Source organism: Conexibacter woesei DSM 14684 (assembly GCF_000025265.1).
GTDB lineage: Bacteria > Actinomycetota > Thermoleophilia > Solirubrobacterales > Solirubrobacteraceae > Conexibacter > Conexibacter woesei.
Genome location: NC_013739.1, coordinates 1,593,617 through 1,608,388 on the forward strand (window position 1 = coordinate 1,593,617; position 14,772 = coordinate 1,608,388).

At 73.7% G+C, this 14,772-nt stretch carries 16 protein-coding genes; 8 read left to right on the forward strand and 8 right to left on the reverse strand.

Going from position 1 to position 14,772, the window contains the following annotated elements; genetic code table 11:
• Positions 1–14: 14 nt before the first annotated feature.
• Positions 15–662, forward strand: coding sequence for an RNA polymerase sigma factor (locus CWOE_RS07535; protein ID WP_012932986.1), 648 nt, complete (start codon positions 15–17; stop codon positions 660–662).
• Positions 659–1,768, forward strand: a complete 1,110-nt coding sequence (locus CWOE_RS07540; protein WP_012932987.1) for a hypothetical protein — start codon at positions 659–661, stop codon at positions 1,766–1,768. The genes CWOE_RS07535 and CWOE_RS07540 overlap by 4 nt, the downstream gene beginning before the upstream one ends.
• A 27-nt stretch (positions 1,769–1,795) precedes the next feature.
• Here the strand turns inward: CWOE_RS07540 and CWOE_RS30385 are convergent, their stop codons facing one another.
• On the reverse strand, positions 1,796–2,371 hold the full coding sequence (locus tag CWOE_RS30385; RefSeq protein WP_012932988.1) for an XRE family transcriptional regulator: 576 nt from the start codon (positions 2,369–2,371) through the stop codon (positions 1,796–1,798).
• Positions 2,372–2,427: 56 nt separating this feature from the next.
• Positions 2,428–2,952 carry a c-type cytochrome gene (locus CWOE_RS31900; protein WP_012932989.1) on the reverse strand — a complete coding sequence of 175 codons (525 nt, stop codon included), beginning with the start codon at positions 2,950–2,952 and terminating at the stop codon, positions 2,428–2,430.
• An 83-nt stretch (positions 2,953–3,035) separates the two neighbouring features.
• On the opposite strand from CWOE_RS31900, the gene CWOE_RS07555 reads away from it, so the two are divergent.
• A complete protein-coding gene (locus tag CWOE_RS07555; protein ID WP_012932990.1) occupies positions 3,036–4,817 on the forward strand; it encodes an FAD-dependent oxidoreductase in 1,782 nt (593 codons plus the stop codon).
• 7 nt (positions 4,818–4,824) lie between these two features.
• Positions 4,825–5,484, forward strand: a complete 660-nt coding sequence (locus CWOE_RS30390) for a hypothetical protein (protein WP_012932991.1) — start codon at positions 4,825–4,827, stop codon at positions 5,482–5,484.
• On the opposite strand, the gene nhaA is transcribed toward CWOE_RS30390, so the two are convergent.
• From nhaA to CWOE_RS07575, 3 genes are read right to left on the reverse strand one after another with little or no spacing between them, the layout of a single operon-like run.
• Positions 5,481–7,355, reverse strand: coding sequence for a Na+/H+ antiporter NhaA (nhaA, locus tag CWOE_RS07565; protein ID WP_012932992.1), 1,875 nt, complete (start codon positions 7,353–7,355; stop codon positions 5,481–5,483). The genes CWOE_RS30390 and nhaA overlap by 4 nt on opposite strands.
• Before the next feature lie 9 nt (positions 7,356–7,364).
• Positions 7,365–7,679 (reverse strand): GNAT family N-acetyltransferase, encoded by a 315-nt coding sequence (locus tag CWOE_RS07570; RefSeq protein ID WP_012932993.1) that lies wholly within the window; start codon positions 7,677–7,679, stop codon positions 7,365–7,367.
• 5 nt (positions 7,680–7,684) lie between these two features.
• Complete coding sequence (locus CWOE_RS07575) at positions 7,685–8,521, reverse strand: NAD(P)H-binding protein (RefSeq protein WP_012932994.1); 837 nt, start codon at positions 8,519–8,521, stop codon at positions 7,685–7,687.
• 83 nt (positions 8,522–8,604) lie between these two features.
• On the opposite strand from CWOE_RS07575, the gene CWOE_RS07580 reads away from it, so the two are divergent.
• Complete coding sequence (locus CWOE_RS07580) at positions 8,605–9,570, forward strand: AraC family transcriptional regulator (RefSeq protein ID WP_012932995.1); 966 nt, start codon at positions 8,605–8,607, stop codon at positions 9,568–9,570.
• Here CWOE_RS07580 and CWOE_RS07585 read toward each other — a convergent pair.
• Entirely contained in the window at positions 9,549–11,027 is a 1,479-nt protein-coding gene (locus CWOE_RS07585; protein WP_012932996.1) for an SDR family NAD(P)-dependent oxidoreductase, read from the reverse strand. The genes CWOE_RS07580 and CWOE_RS07585 overlap by 22 nt on opposite strands.
• Positions 11,028–11,119: 92 nt before the next feature.
• On the opposite strand from CWOE_RS07585, the gene CWOE_RS07590 reads away from it, so the two are divergent.
• Together CWOE_RS07590 and CWOE_RS07595 are read left to right on the forward strand one after the other, a co-directional pair.
• Positions 11,120–11,614 carry a hypothetical protein gene (locus CWOE_RS07590; RefSeq protein ID WP_012932997.1) on the forward strand — a complete coding sequence of 165 codons (495 nt, stop codon included), beginning with the start codon at positions 11,120–11,122 and terminating at the stop codon, positions 11,612–11,614.
• Between the two features lie 283 nt (positions 11,615–11,897).
• Positions 11,898–12,584 (forward strand): hypothetical protein, encoded by a 687-nt coding sequence (locus CWOE_RS07595; protein ID WP_012932998.1) that lies wholly within the window; start codon positions 11,898–11,900, stop codon positions 12,582–12,584.
• A 5-nt stretch (positions 12,585–12,589) separates the two neighbouring features.
• On the opposite strand, the gene CWOE_RS07600 is transcribed toward CWOE_RS07595, so the two are convergent.
• Together CWOE_RS07600 and CWOE_RS07605 are read right to left on the reverse strand one after the other, a co-directional pair.
• Positions 12,590–13,357 carry an anti-sigma factor gene (locus CWOE_RS07600; RefSeq protein ID WP_012932999.1) on the reverse strand — a complete coding sequence of 256 codons (768 nt, stop codon included), beginning with the start codon at positions 13,355–13,357 and terminating at the stop codon, positions 12,590–12,592.
• Positions 13,357–13,929 carry an RNA polymerase sigma factor gene (locus tag CWOE_RS07605; RefSeq protein WP_012933000.1) on the reverse strand — a complete coding sequence of 191 codons (573 nt, stop codon included), beginning with the start codon at positions 13,927–13,929 and terminating at the stop codon, positions 13,357–13,359. Before CWOE_RS07605 ends, CWOE_RS07600 begins: the two co-directional genes overlap by 1 nt.
• A 152-nt stretch (positions 13,930–14,081) precedes the next feature.
• On the opposite strand from CWOE_RS07605, the gene CWOE_RS30395 reads away from it, so the two are divergent.
• The gene (locus tag CWOE_RS30395; RefSeq protein ID WP_012933001.1) at positions 14,082–14,771 is read left to right on the forward strand and encodes a ferritin-like domain-containing protein; all 690 of its coding nucleotides are present in this window, start codon (positions 14,082–14,084) and stop codon (positions 14,769–14,771) included.
• The last annotated feature ends 1 nt before the right edge of the window (position 14,772 follow it).

The following is a 14,772-nucleotide window of genomic DNA, read 5'->3' on the forward strand; positions in this document are numbered from 1 at the left end:
ACATCACCTCCGCAATGGACTCGATCGACACAGACAACGACGCGTGCAGGCGGCGGTTCGAGCTGCTGTTCGACCGCCATCGGCGGTCGGTGCTCGGCTACCTCCTGCGTCGCACCGACGATCCCGCCGACGCCGCGGACGCGCTCGCGGAGACGTTCCTCGTCGCCTGGCGACGGGTCGACGACGTGCCCGACGGCGACGACGCGCGCCCGTGGCTGTTCGGCGTCGCGCGGCGGGTGCTCGCCAACCAGCGGCGCGGAGAGCGGCGGCGGACCGTCCTCTCCGAGCGGCTCGGGCAGGAGCTGGCGGTGCAGCTGCCGGCTGTCGAGCCGCGGACCGACGGTGACAGCGCCCGCATCCGCGCGGCGCTCAGACGGCTCTCGCGGGAGGACCGCGAAGTGCTCCTGCTGGCTGGGTGGGAGGAGCTGACGCCGGCGCAGATCGCCGTCGTGCTCGGCGTCCGCGGCGTCGCCGTGCGCAGCCGCCTGCACCGCGCCCGCCGCCGCCTGCGCGCCGAGCTGGAGCGCGAGGACGCGGCCGCCGAGCCGGCGAGCGCCGGCGCCTCGGCCCCGCCCGACCGCGCCGTGTTCGCCGCGCCGGCCGCCCCCGGCCGCCCGGCGCCACAGCGCCACATGGACCTTGCGAAGGAGAACGTGCGATGAGCAGAAGAATCGATCGCCGCGTGCGGGACGCCGCGCCGATCCGTGACGAGGACGTGCGCAGCCTGCCGCTCGACAGCGAGGGCGAGCTGCTGAACGCGATCGTCGAGGAGTCGCGCGACGCGCCGGACGGCTTCGAGGCCGAGGCGGCGCCCGCGCGCCGCCGCTCGACCCGCACCCGCCGGATCGGGATGACGCTCGCCGCGACGGCCGCCGTCGGCGTCTTCGCGCTCGTCGGCGTCCAGCTGACGAGCGACGGCGACCTGCAGACAGGACCGGACCGCGTCTGGGCGTCGTCGGTGCTGAAGGTCGCCGACGCGGTGCCGCGGCTGACGATCGACGCGAACGGCTGGACCGTCACGCGCGCCGACGAGTTCCACGTCGACGACGGCGAGATGACGTTCGAGAGCGGCGACCTGCGCGCCGACCTCACCTGGCGGGCCGCGGCCACCCACGCCGACTACGTCGCCGACCGCGCCCACAGCGCCGACCGCCTGCCCACCGTCGAGGTCGCAGGCGCCCAGGCGGACGTCTTCAAGTACAAGGGCACCGGCGCCTACAACGACTTCACCGCGCTGTGGAAGTCCGGCAGATACTCGCTCGAGCTGCGGATGGGCGGCGAGCAGGTCACGCAGGAGCAGTTCGTCGCGGCGCTGCGCGCGTTGAGACCGGTCAGCGTCGACCAGTGGCTGTCGGCGATGCCGTCGAGCGTCGTCAAGCCGGCCGACCGCGCGAACGAGGTCAAGCAGATGCTCGCCGGCCTCCCGCTGCCGGACGGCTTCGACGCCGGGAAGCTGACCGAGGGCGACGGCGTCAACGACCGCTACCAGCTCGGCGCGCAGGTCTCCGGCGCTGTCGCGTGCGCGTGGATCGACCAGTGGGCGACGGCGCGTGACGACGGTGACGCGGCCGCTGAGAGAGCGGCCGCCGAGGCGCTCGCCAGCTCGCGCAGATGGCCGATCCTCAACGAGATGAACGCCGAGGGCGACTACCCGGAGGTCCTGTGGGACCACGCCGACGCGGTCAACGGCAACGGCAAGGTCATGGGCGGCAAGGGCGCGCCGGTCGAGGTCGCGGCGGCCGAGGGGCTCGGCTGCGACCAGCTGTGAGGCGATGACCCCGCGCCGCCCGTCGTCTCAGACGGCGGGCGGCGGCCCCGCTACGCCGATGCCGCACCCGAGCAGCCGCGCAGGCTGCTCGGCGTCGTTGTGGATGCGGTATCGGCGGCCGGCGCGCATGTAGATCGTGTCGCCCGGCCCGAGTCGTTCGGTGCCGTCGTCGGTCTCGACCGCGACGGCGCCGTCGATCACGTAGCTGAACTGGTCGGTCAGCGGGACGATCGGCTCCTCCATGCCGGCGCCGGGCGCGTAGACCCAGATCATCGGCACGAGCGGGCGGTCGGTGTCGGCGACGAGCAGGTAGGCGTCGATGTGCTCGCCGGGCGAGAGGATGTGCAGCTCCTCGCCGTGGCGGACGATGTCGGAGGGCGGTCTGGGCTCCGCGCCGATCAGCTCCGTCAGCGTCGCACCGTAGAGCTGCAGCAGCCGCATCAGGCGGCTCATCGCGAGGTCGCTCTGCTCGCGCTCGACGAGCGACAGGAACGAGGCCGAGATGCCCGCCCGGTCGGCGGCGGCCTTGATCGAGAGGCCCCGTCGTCTGCGCAGCTCCCGCAGGCGCGGGCCGAGTGGTGGGTCGGGCAGGTCGGTCGGCATCGCGGCGGGGCCGTCGGCGACCCCGCGACGCGACAATCTATCCGGCGCGGACCGGGTCAGGAGCCGGCGGTCGCCGCGACGTACGCCGCGACGGCGTCGATCTGACTCGGCTCCAGCTGCCCGCCGAACGACGGCATCCCGCCGCCGCCCGCTCTGACCTTCTCCGCCACGGCCGCCTGGTCGGGCTTCGCCTCGTCGAGGTTGGGACCGACGGAGCCGTTCGCGCCGGCGCCGGAGAGCGTGTGGCAGCCGGCGCAGCTCTGCGTGAAGATCGCCTTGCCCTCGGCGTTCGCGGCGGTGCCGCCGCCGCCCGCGCCGGCCTCGGCCTCGTCGTCGCCGTCCGCCGCCCCGCCGCCGGCGGGCGCCTCGCTGCCGGCCCCGCCGCCGGCGCCCGACTCGGCGAGTCTGCCGTCCGCCGGACGGCCGGGGCCGCTGCCGTTCTCGGGGTTGCCGGGCAGCTCGGTCAACGCGATCGAGCCCTGCTTGTCGTCCTCGCCGTCGCCGCCGCAGGCGGCGAAGCCGACCGCCAGGCCGAGGCAGGCGCAGAGGACGGCGAACAGACGGGCTGGGCGAGACGACATGGCAGCTCTCCAATCGGCACGTTCAAAATATGCGATAGTCAGCGAACAGATCGTAGACAATATTGCGTAGCTGGGAGAAAGAGATGGCCGACGACGTGACCGCGCAGCAGGGCTCCAAGGTCTCTCGACGCTCGTTGCTCGCCGCCGCCGGAGCGGTGACCGGCGGGACCGTCCTGGCGCGCATGCCGCGCGCCGCACGCGCCGCCGGCCGCTCGTTCGACGCGGAGGCGGACGTGATCGTCGTCGGCGGCGGTGGCGCGGCGTTCGCCGCGGCGATCGGCGCCGCGCAGTCGGGCACGAGAGTGCTCGTGCTGGAGAAGGCGCCGGCGATCGGCGGCACGACCGCCCGCTCGGGCGGCGCCTACTGGATCCCCGACAACCACCTGATGCGCGCGAAGGGGGTCAAGGACCCCAAGGACGACGCCGTCAAGCTGATGGCGCGGCTCGCGTTCCCGAGCGTCTACGACCCGGAGGCGCCGTACGCCGGGCTCGACAGATTCAGCCACGGCGCGCTCAGCGCCTACTTCGACCTCGCGCCGCAGGTCGTCGAGCGGATCGAGAGAGCGGGCGTGCTGAGATCACAGATCGCCGCGCTGCGGCCCGGACAGATCGCGACCGGCGGCGTCGACTGGACCCACCCCGAGTACCACGCCGAGCTGCCGGAGAACAAGGCGCCGTACGGCCGCACGCTGCACCCGGTCGACGCCGAGGGCGGTGGCGGCGGCAGCCTCATGAGCGGCCTCGCGACCTTCGCGCGCAAGCAGGGCGTCAGAGTCCTCACCGGCCAGCACGTCGTCCAGATCGCGACCAACGAGAAGGGCGAGGTCGTCGGCGTGCAGGCGCAGACGCCGCAGGGCGAGCGCCTCTACCGCGCGCGCAAGGCCGTCGTCTTCGGCAGCGGCGGCTTCACGCAGGACCGCAGCAAGGTGATGAACTACCTGCGGGGACCGATCTTCGGCGGTTGCGCCGTGCCGACGAACACCGGCGACTTCATCGACATGGCGAGCCAGCTCGGCGCGCGGCTGGGGAACATGCGCAACGCGTTCCTCGTCCAGCACGTGCTGGAGCAGGCGCTGGCGAACTCCAGCGTCGTCGACGACCTGTGGATCCCGCCGGGCGACAGCATGATCATGGTCAACCGCTTCGGCGACCGCGTCGCGAGCGAGAAGACGCCGTACCACGAGCACACGCAGAGCCACTTCGTGTGGGACACGACACGCTCGGAGTACCCCAACCTCGTCCAGTTCATGGTCTACGACAGCGGCGTCGCGAACGACCCGTACCAGGCATACGGGATGCCGTACCCGAGACCGGGGACGAGAGCCCCGTACGTGATCGAGGGCGCGACGATCCCCGAGCTGGCGCGCAACGTCGAGCGCCGGCTCGACAAGCTGCGCGGCAGAGTCTCGATCAACGGCGCGATCGGCCCCGACGTGCGGCTCTCCGACGGCTTCGCCGACAACGTCCAGCGCACAATCGACCGCTTCAACGGCTTCGCGCGGGAGGGGCACGACGCCGACTTCGGCCGCGGCTCGACGCCGATCCAGGTGTCGTGGGGCGGCCCGCGCCGCAGAGGCAACGACAAGAACCCGTCGATGTACCCGATCAGCGGCTCGGGGCCGTACTACTGCATCCTGATCGGCGGCGGCACGCTCGACACCAACGGCGGCCCCGTCGTCGACGCGTCCGGCCGCGTCCTGCACGTCAGCGGGCGGCCGATCCCCGGCCTCTACGGCGCCGGCAACTGCGTCGCGTCGCTCGCGGGCCAGGCGTACTGGTCGGCCGGCGGGACGCTCGGTCCGGCGATCACGAACGGCTTCACGGCCGGCGAGAACGCGATCGGCGAGCCGGTCAAGGAGGTCTGAGCCCGCCGTGGAGCAGACGCTCGATCGAGCCGGGCTCGTCTACTACGTCGACGACGAGCCGCCGGGGCAGGCGCAGGCCGGCTGCGCCGGCTCGACGATCGTGCTGCGCGGCGTCGAGACGAACGCGGGGCGGTTGAGCGCGCTGGCGCGGGCGACCGCACCGGCGCACCGCCTCGTCGTGCCGGAGCCGCTGCGCTTCCTCTACCTCGGTCGCGCGCACGTCGGTCAGCGCTGGTTCGTGTCCGGCATCGACGGTGACGTCGAGCCGGCGACGTTCGGCGACGCGCTCTACGCGGTCGAGCAGCTGACGGCCGGCGCGCACGACCGCTGGCCGGCGCCGCAGCTGCTCGTCGGCCACGGCCAGGGCGGCGTGCTCGCGCTCGCGCTGGCGCTGCTCGTGCCGGAGCTGCTCGCCGGCGTCGTCGCGCTCGACGCCGCGCTGCCGGACGTGCCCGGGTGGGAGCGGCCGCCGGTCGCGCTCGACGGCCTGCCCGTGCTGCTGCTGCCCGGCGAGCACGCCCGGTCTGAGGCGGAGCGCACGCGTGCGCAGCTGACGGCGGCCGGCGCGCGGCTGACGACCGTCGCCGACGCGGCGGCATGCGCCGAGGCGGCCGCGCTCGGCCCGGCGCTCGACGACGTGCTGGCCGACTGGTGGCGGGGGCGCTAGCGCCGCCGGCTCTCCTCCAGCTCACGTGCGAGCGTCTCGGCGTCGTAGGGGCCGACGTGGCGCTGCCCGCCGACGAAGAAGGTCGGCGTGCCGCGCGCGCCGCTCGCCTCCGCGCTCGCGACGTCCTTGCGCACCCGCGCGAGGTGGCGGCCGTCCTGGAGCGCGCGCGCCAGCTCCTCGACGTCGATGCCGATCTTGCCGGCGTAGCCGAGCAGGTCCTCGAACTCCAGCTCGTCCTGGTGGTCGAACAGCTTGTCGTGGAGCTCCCAGAATCTGCCCTGGACGGCCGCCTCCTCCATCGCCTGTGCGGCCAGCTCGGCGTGCGGGTGGACGTCGATCAGCGGCAGGTGGCGCAGCACGTAGCGGAGGTCGTCGCCGAAGCGTCTGCGCAGCTCCCTCACCATCCCGGTCGCGCGGCCGCAGAAGGGGCACTCGAAGTCGGCGTACTCGACCAGCGTCAGCGGCGCGTCGAGCGGGCCGCGGACGTGGTCGCGCGCGGCGTCGACCGGCGGGGACAGCTCTCGCGGCAGACCGGCGCTGACCTCGCCGCGCAGCAGCGCCGCGAGCTTGAACGCCAGCCAGCCGGCGCCGACCGCCAGCACCGCGGCGAGCAGCACGCCGATGCGCGCCTCCTCCTGCTGCTGGGCGTCGGAGAACGCGAGCCCGACGATCAGCAGCGAGACGGTGAAGCCGATCCCCGACAGCGCCGCGCCGCCGACGACCTGGCCCTCGCCGACGCCCTGCGGCAGCGTCCCGAGCCGCATGCGGACCGCGCCGAGGGCGCCGGTCGCGATCCCGAGCGTCTTGCCGAGCACGAGGCCGGCGACGACGCCCCACGTGATCGGGGAGGAGAGCGCGTCGCCGAGCGCGCCGGCGCGCATGTCGACGCCGGCGTTGGCGAGCGCGAACAGCGGCACGATCGCGTAGCTCGTCCACGGGTGCAGCAGCGTCTGCAGCCGCTCGTTGGGGGAGACGGAGCGCTCGATGCTGAGCTTCGTGTCGCGCGCGAGCTGCGGCAGCGGCGACTGGCGGAAGGCGCGCGCCTGCGAGGCGGCCTGCTCGACCTGCTCTCTGCGCGGCGTGTAGGCGGTGATCAGCAGACCCGCGGCCATGCCCGCGAGCGTCGGGTGCAGGCCGGAGACGACGGTCGCGATCCACAGCCCGGCGCCGAGCGCGCAGTAGGCCGACCCGCGCCAGATGCGGGTCGAGCCGAGCAGGCCGATGCCGGCGAGGCAGGCGAGCGCGACGAGCAGCGCGACGACGTCGAGCGATTCCGAGTAGACGATCCCGATCACCGAGATCGCGGCGATGTCGTCGACGATCGACAGCGTCAGCAGGAAGACGCGCAGCTGGGTCGGGCAGGCGGGACCGACGATCGCGAGCGCGCCGAGCATGAAGGCGGTGTCGGTCGCGATCACGATCCCCCAGCCGTGCGCCGACCCGCTGACGGCGCCGGAGAAGTGGATCAGCGCGAGGTAGATCAGCGCCGGCAGCACCATCCCGCCGATCCCGGCGATCACCGGCACCGTCACGCGCGTGCGGTCCTTCAGCTCGCCGATCGACCACTCGCGCCGCACTTCCATGCCGATCACGAAGAAGAACAGCGCCATCAGCCCCTCGTCGAGCCAGTGGCGCAGGTCCATGTCGATCGTCCAGTCGCCGAGCGAGATCGACAGCCGCGTGTGCCACAGCGACTCGTAGGAGTCCGACAGCGGCGAGTTGGCCCACACGAGCGCGACGACCGTCGCGGCCAGCAGCAGCCCCGCGCTGCCGGCCTCGGTCGAGATGAAGTGCCGCAGCGGCGCGCCGAGCTGTGCGAGCAGCTGCCGCCGCTTCGGCGTCGTCTGGTCGCCCGGGGCGGTCGCCGTCACGCGGCAGTCCTACCCGCTGGAGAGCTGGGCGCGCATGCTCGGCGCGACCTGCGCCAGCAGCTCGGGGTGCCGGCGCACGTACGCCGCCGCGAACGGGCACAGCGGGATGACCGTCTTGCCGAGCGCGGCGATCTGCGCGAACGTGCCGCGCACCAGCTCGCCGCCGAGCCCTTCGCCCTCGTGCCCTTCCAGCACCTCGGTGTGGGCGAGGATCACGCTGTCGCCGGCCGGCAGGTACTCGGTCCAGCCGAGCAGGTCAGCGCCGGCGCGCAGCTCGTAGCGCCGCGCGCCGGGGTCGTCGGTGAGCGTGTGCGCCGCTGTCATCGCGCTCAGTCTGACGGAGCGACTGCCTCCGCGCGCAGCGCGGCGCCCTCGCGCGCCGCCCACTGCGCGACCGTGGTCGCCGGCCGCCCGAGCGCCTGCTGGACGCCGTCGGAGAGGCGCGTGTCGCGGCCGTCGCGGATCGCGGCGAACAGCTGCGCGAGGAAGGCCGCGCGCTCGGCGTCGAGCGCGCCGGTCAGGATGCGCTCGTAGTCGGCCGGGTCGGCGGCGACGTAGCGCAGCTCGCGACCGGCCTCTGCGGCCAGCAGCGCGACCAGCTCGCCGAACGTCAGCGCCTCCGGCCCGGACAGCTCGTAGGTGCGGCCGGCGTGGCGCGGGTCGGTCAGCGCGGCGGCGGCGACGGCGGCGACGTCGTCGAGGTCGACGAACGGCTCGCGTCCGTCGCCCGCGGGCGCGACGACCGCTCCGTCCTCACCGGGCGCGAAGTACGCCTCGGTGAAGTTCTGGTCGAACCACGTCGGGCGCAGGATCGTCCAGTCGAGGCCGGATCCGCGGACGACGTCCTCGGCCGCGAAGACCGGGTTGCCGGGCACGAACTCGGCGCCGCGCGCCGACAGCATCACGGCGCGGCGTACGCCGGCGGCCTCCGCGCGCTTCAGCAGCGCGGCGAACGGCGCCGCGTACTCGAACCCCTGCTGCGGGACGACGAGGTAGACGCCCTCGGTCCCCGCCAGCGCGGCGTCCCAGGTCGTCTCGTCGTGCCAGTCGAAGTGGACGGCGCCGCCGCGGCTCGCGGCGCGGGCCGTGTGGCCGGCGGCGGTCAGGTGCTCCACGATGCGGCGGCCGGTCTTGCCGCTGCCGCCGATGATCAGGTAGTCGCTCATGGGATCGATCATCCACTCGCAGGGCGAGACGATCCATGCTCGAAACGAGCGGATCTTTGATCGATCGTCTACCGTTATCTGCGATGGACGTGCTTGCCGACCTGCTCGCCCGCGCCCATGCGCGCGGCGCGGTCTTCTCCAACCGCCGCTTCGCCGCGCCGTGGGGCGTCGAGTTCCAGGACGTCTTCCCGCTCACCTTCCACGCGGTGCTTGGCGGCGCGATGTGGGTCGAGCTGGAGGGGGAGGAGCCGCTGCAGCTGTTCGGCGGCGACCTGCTGCTGGTCCGCACCGGCGCGCCGTACCGCTTCGTGCACGCGCCGGGCGCGCCGGCTGTCTCGATGCGGCGCCTGCTCGATGGCGAACCGGAGCAGCAGCCGCAACCGCAGCCGCCGCAGCACGACGGTCCCGCGACGCAGCTGCTGTGCGGCGCGTACACGCTGGAGGGCTCCGTCTGCGACAGCCTGCTCGCCTCGCTCCCGTCGCTCGCGCCGATCCGCGGCGGCTCGGTCGGCGGCCCGCTGCGGACCGCGCTCGGTCTGCTCGGCGACGAGGTCGCGACCGAGGAGCCGGGCCAGCAGACGGTGCTCGACCGCCTGCTCGACCTGCTGCTCGTCTACAGCCTGCGCGCCTGGTTCACGCGGCCGGAGGCCGACGTGCCGGGCTGGTACGCCGCGCTGGAGGACCCGGCGGCCGGCCCCGCGCTGCGAGCGATCCACTCCGATCCGGCGCATCAATGGACCGTCGCGGAGCTGGCCGCGCTGGCCGGCCTCTCGCGTGCGGCGTTCGCGCGGCGCTTCTCCGAGCGGGTTGGCGAGGCGCCGCTCGCCTACCTCACGCGCTGGCGGATGTCGCTCGCGGCCGGCGCGCTGCTGCGACCCGGCGCGACGCTCGCGGCGGTCGCGCAGGAGGTCGGCTACGGCAGCGAGTTCGCGCTCTCCAACGCGTTCCGCCGCACGTACGGCGAGGCGCCCGGCCGCTGGCGGCGGGCGCAGCTGGCGGAGGCCGCCGCGGCCGCCTCAGCGGCGGCTCACCAGGGCGACGGCGCGTAGTCCTTCAGGAAGCAGCCGAACAGGTCCTCGCCCAGCTCGCCGCGGACGATCGGGTCATAGACGCGCGCGGCGCCGTCGACGAGGTCGAGCGGCGCGTGGAAGCCGGCGTCGGCGAGCCGCATCTTCTGCGGGTGCGGCCGCTCGTCGGTGATCCAGCCGGTGTCGACGGCGGTCATCAGGATCCCGTCCTGCTCCAGCATCTCCTGCGCGCTCGTGCGCGTGAGCATGTTGAGCGCCGCCTTCGCCATGTTCGTGTGGGGATGGCCGGGGCCCTTGTAGCCGCGGCCGAACTGCCCCTCCATCGCCGAGACGTTGACGACGTACTTGCGCCGTGCGGGCGCCGCCGCGAGCGCGCGGCGCAGGCGGCTGACGAGGATGAACGGCGCGGTCATGTTGCAGAGCTGGACTTCGAGCAGCTCGATCGGGTCGACCTCGTCGACGTGCTGGACCCAGCTGTTGGAGTGGTGCAGGTCGGGCAGCAGGCCGCCGGCGTCGATCGCGTCGCCGGCGCGGATCCGCTCCGGCGAGGCGGAGCGGGCGTCGAGCGCGAGCGCGGTCACGGCCTGCGGCGTCGGCGCCCAGTACGCCAGCGACTCGCCGCCGGCCGGCAACGAGGTCGGCCGAGTCGCCGACGCGCCGCCGCCGATCTGCCCGAACGTGACGACCTCCGGCAGCTCGCCGCCGGGCAGCGGCGCGGCCTCGGCCTCGACGAGCGGCCGGTACGCCTCCGGCGAGCGCCGCACGGTCTGCGCGGCGTTGTTGATGAGGATGTCGAGCGGACCCTGCTCGGCGACGGAGTCGGCGAGCGCGATCACCTGGGCGGGGTCACGCAGGTCGATCCCGACGATCCGCAGGCGGTCGATCCAGTCGCCGCTGTCGTCCATCGCCTTGAAGCGGCGGATCGCGTCGTTGGGAAAGCGGGTCGTGATCGTCGTGTGGGCGCCGTCGCGCAGCAGCCGCAGCGCGATGTACATGCCGATCTTCGCGCGGCCGCCCGTCAGCAGCGCGCGGCGCCCGGTCAGGTCGGCGCGCGCGTCACGCCGCTGGTGGTTCAGCGCGGCGCAGTCGGGACAGAGCTGGTGGTACCAGGCGTCGACCTGGGTGTAGCGGTCCTTGCAGACGTAGCAGGCGCGCGGCTCGATCAGGTGGCCGGCGATCGCCCCTCTGGCGGTCGATCTCAGCTGCAGTCCCTGCGTCTCGTCGTCGATCCGCCCGGGCGCGCCGGTCGCCGTCGCGGCGGTGACGGCCGCGTCGTGCTCGACGACCGTGCGCCGCTTCTCCTGTCTGCGGCGGAGCTTGACGGCCTTGTAGATCCTCGCCGTCGCGCGCTGGATCGCGAGCGCGTCGGGGTGGTCGAGCGGCAGCTCGTCCGCCTCCGCGAGGACGGCGAGCGCCGCCTCCAGCCGCTCGGGATCGATGCCCGCGACCGGGCGCTGCTGCTCGTCTGACTGCTTCATCGCTCTGTGGAGGGTAGGGGACCGCCGCGCATGCGACCCTGCACGGCCGGGCAGGAACTGCTCGACCTCCACGCACGAAAGGACCTCCTCCCATGACTTCGATCGCTCGACGGCGGCTGCCGCTGCTGCTGACGGCGCTGCTGACGCTCCTGCTCGTGGCGCCGGTCGCGGCGCGCGCCGACGACCAGTCGTTCGCGCGCACGGCGCTCACGCACGCCGACGCGCTCAAGAGAGCGGAGACGGCGGCGACGAGAGCACTGCGGCGCGTCGACGCGCGCGGCCGCTCGGCGATCCCGGGCGCGCGCCAGGCGGTCAAGACGGTGCGCGGGCAGGCGCGGCTGATGCGGGACGCCGTCGACCGTGAGCAGACCTCGACGCCGGACGGCGAGACGACGAAGCGCCAGCTGCTCGAGCTGCTGGCGGTCGAGCTGCGGGCGTACGGCACGCTCGACCGCGCCCTGGCGGCGTACAAGCGCGGCGACGTCAGAACGGCGAACACGCTGCTGCGGCGGGCGAAGGGACAGTTGAGAGGCGTCGGCGAGGCGGCCGCGAGAGTCGGCCAGAAGCTCAGCGAGCTGGCCGCGTAGCGGCGCGGTGCGAGCGCGGGCGAGGCGGGGCGGACCGCGCCGTTTCGCCGCGCGCGCTACGCTGCCCGCCGTCCCAAAGAGAAACGGCCCGCCTGCTGGCGAGCCGTTTCCCGGGAGGAGAGATGTGTCTATGTGGTGGTGCTGCGATCGGTGAGGAAGCTCTTGGCCGGGTTGCGGGGCCCGGCGGGTACTGCTTGATCGCTGACAAGCATGATGGGCGCTCCCCGGCGTCCGTTGTGTGACGTTGGTCATAGAGCGCGGCGAGCATCGGAGGACGACACGGATGTCGGCGAGGGGACGGACCAGCCGCTGGCTGGCGACAGGCGTCGCGGCGCTGCTGCTGGGCGGCTGTGGGACGGTCGAGGAGGAGCGGCGCTCTGACAGAGACGTCGCCGAGCGGGCGTTGCTGCGCGCCTCCGATCTGCCGTCCGGCTGGACGCGCTCGCCCGCCTCCGGCGAGGACCTGCCGAGCGACGCCGAGCTGGCCGAGCTGTGCCCCGACTATCCGGCCGACCACGTCAGCGCGGACGCTGACGGCCAGGTGACGTTCGAGGATGCGGGCGGGCTGGCGGTCGTCCAGTCGGTCTCGCTGCTCGACGACGACGCCGGCGCGAAGGAGGCGGTCGAGGACCTTCCGAGCGAGCGCGCCCAGCGCTGCACCGAGGCGATCATGCTCGACACGATGCGCAGCGAGCCCGCCGCCGAGCAGATCGAGTTCGGGGACCTCCGGATGGTGCCGATCGACACTGCCGGGCTCGGCGCGAACACCCGCGGGGTGCGGATGCGGCTGCAGATGACGATGCAGGGCGTCACCGTCGTCATGCGCGCCGACATGCTCGCGAGCCACACGGGGAACGCCGTGACGTGCGTGACGACGATGGCGGTCGAAGGCCGCTTCGATCCGCGCCTGCGCGACGAGCTGAACGCGCGGGCGGCGGAGCGCCTGCGTGCCGCGCTCGTCGACCGCTAGAGCGGTCAGACGCTCGCCTGCAGCAGCGGCGCGGAGGTCGGTCTGTCGCTCCCGCCGCGCGGCTCGCGCGTGACGAGCACCTGGTCGCCGGCGCCGAGCGACTGCGGGATCGCGACGGTGCCGCTGCCGTTGCGCGCGAGCACGAAGACGGTCGACGGCTCGACGTCCCTGCCTCTGCGCATCACCCACGCCTGGTAGACGCGGCCGGGCGGCAGCGCCGGCATCCGTCCGACGTCGAGCTGCCAGCTGCCGCCGGAGGAGACGAGCTGGGCGCGCACGTCGGCGCCGGGCGCGAGCGAGGCGACGGGCACGGTCGTGCGCTGCGGCTGCGAGCCGCCGTCCCCGCCGCCGCGGACGGCGAAGCCGATCGCGAACGCGGCGGCGAGCGCGGCGGCCGTCGCGGCCGCCGGCAGTGCGGGGACGTGCCAGCCGCGGATCCGCTCGCGCCACGAGCGGCGGGGCGGGGGCGGGGGCTGACGGTCGGTTCTGCGGCGGTGGGGCGGGGGCGATGCGGCGTCCACGCTGCGCGCAGCGTGCGGCTCGGCGGCGATCGCCGCCATGATGCGGCCGCGAAGGGCGGGCGGCGGGTCGACCTGCTCGACCGACGCGGGCAGCAGCTCGACCGCCGGCGCGAGCCGGTGCAGCTCGCCGCGGCAGCGGTCGCACTCGGCGAGGTGCGCGGCGAACGCGACCGTGTCGCGCGGGTCGAGCGCGCCGATCGCGTACGCGGCGAGATCCTCTTCCCAGCGGCTGTGGCCGTCGGCCGGCTTCATCAGATCGCCTCGTCCATGCTCGTCCGCATCTTCTCCAGCCCGAGCCGCATGCGTCCCTTGATCGTGCCGAGCGGGACCTCCAGCATGTCGGAGATCTCGCGGTGGGTGAAGCCGCCGAAGTACGCCAGCCCGAGCACCTGCGACTGGTCGTGCGGCAGCTCTCTCATCGCCCCGCGCACGACGCGGGCGCGCTCGCGTCGCAGCGCCTCGCCGTCGGTCCGCTCGGGGCTCGGCTGCGCTTCGAGCACGCCGTCGTCGTCGTGGTCCAGGCGCGGCGCGCGTGAGGCGGAGCGCCGCAGCGCGTCGATCGCGCGGTTGCGCAGGATCGCCAGCACCCACGAGCGCACGCTGCCGCGACCCGGGTCATAGCGCGAGCCGGAGCGCCAGATCGAGACGAACGCCTCCTGCGTGACGTCCTCGGCCGCCTGGCGCTCACCCATGATGCGGTGCGCGAGCGAGTACGCCGCGCCACCGTGGCGGTCGTAGAGCGCCTCCAGCGCACGGGCGTCGCCGTCCTGCACGAGCGTCATCAGCTCCTCGTCGGCGAGGCGCTCGACGCCGCCGGCGCTCATCGGAGAGGGGGCTCGGTCGCGGGGGCCATCGACAGCTATTCGCACGGCGGGCGGTTTCGGATCATCGGCGGGATCGACGCGAACGCAGTGATCCGATCCCGCTCCCCCTGCGCAAGAAGGGGCGCTCGTATCCACTGGAAGGGAGATTCACCGTGAAGCCCCAACTCACCGATCTCATCTCGCTCGAGACGCTTGACCGGGATGGTGCCCTGCGTGAGCAGGAGGACGCGGTCGCGGGCGACACGCGCGCCGACCTCTTCCGCAAGGCCGGCATCGCCGGCGGTTCGCTGATCGCGAGCGGCGTGCTGTTCGGCGGGCTGCCGGCGCTGGCCGGCGCGGCCAAGCCGTCGAGAAGACAGGACGTCGCGATCCTCAACTACGCGCTGACGCTCGAGTACCTCGAGGCGGCGTTCTACAAGGAGGCGCTGGCGGCGAACTTCCCTGGCGACCTCGGCGCGTTCGCCACGCTCGTCGCCGCAGACGAGGCCGCGCACGTGAAGTTCCTCAAGAGAGCGCTCGGCGGCGCGGCCGTCAAGTCGCCGAGATTCGACTTCGCCGACACGACCTCCGACGAGGCGAAGTTCCGCGCGACCGCGTTCGCGCTGGAGACGACGGGCGTCGCCGCCTACTCCGGCCAGGCGACCAACATCAAGCAGGTGCCGGTCGTGAAGGCCGCCGTCTCGATCCTGACCGTCGAGGCGCGCCACGCCGGCGCGATCGCCGCGCTCAACGGCGACATCGCCGGCAGAAGCGGCGTCACGCCGAACGGCCCGTTCGACGTCGCCTACAGCATGAGAAAGGTGCTGGGCATCGTCGGCGGGACGAGATTCATCGTCAGCTGAG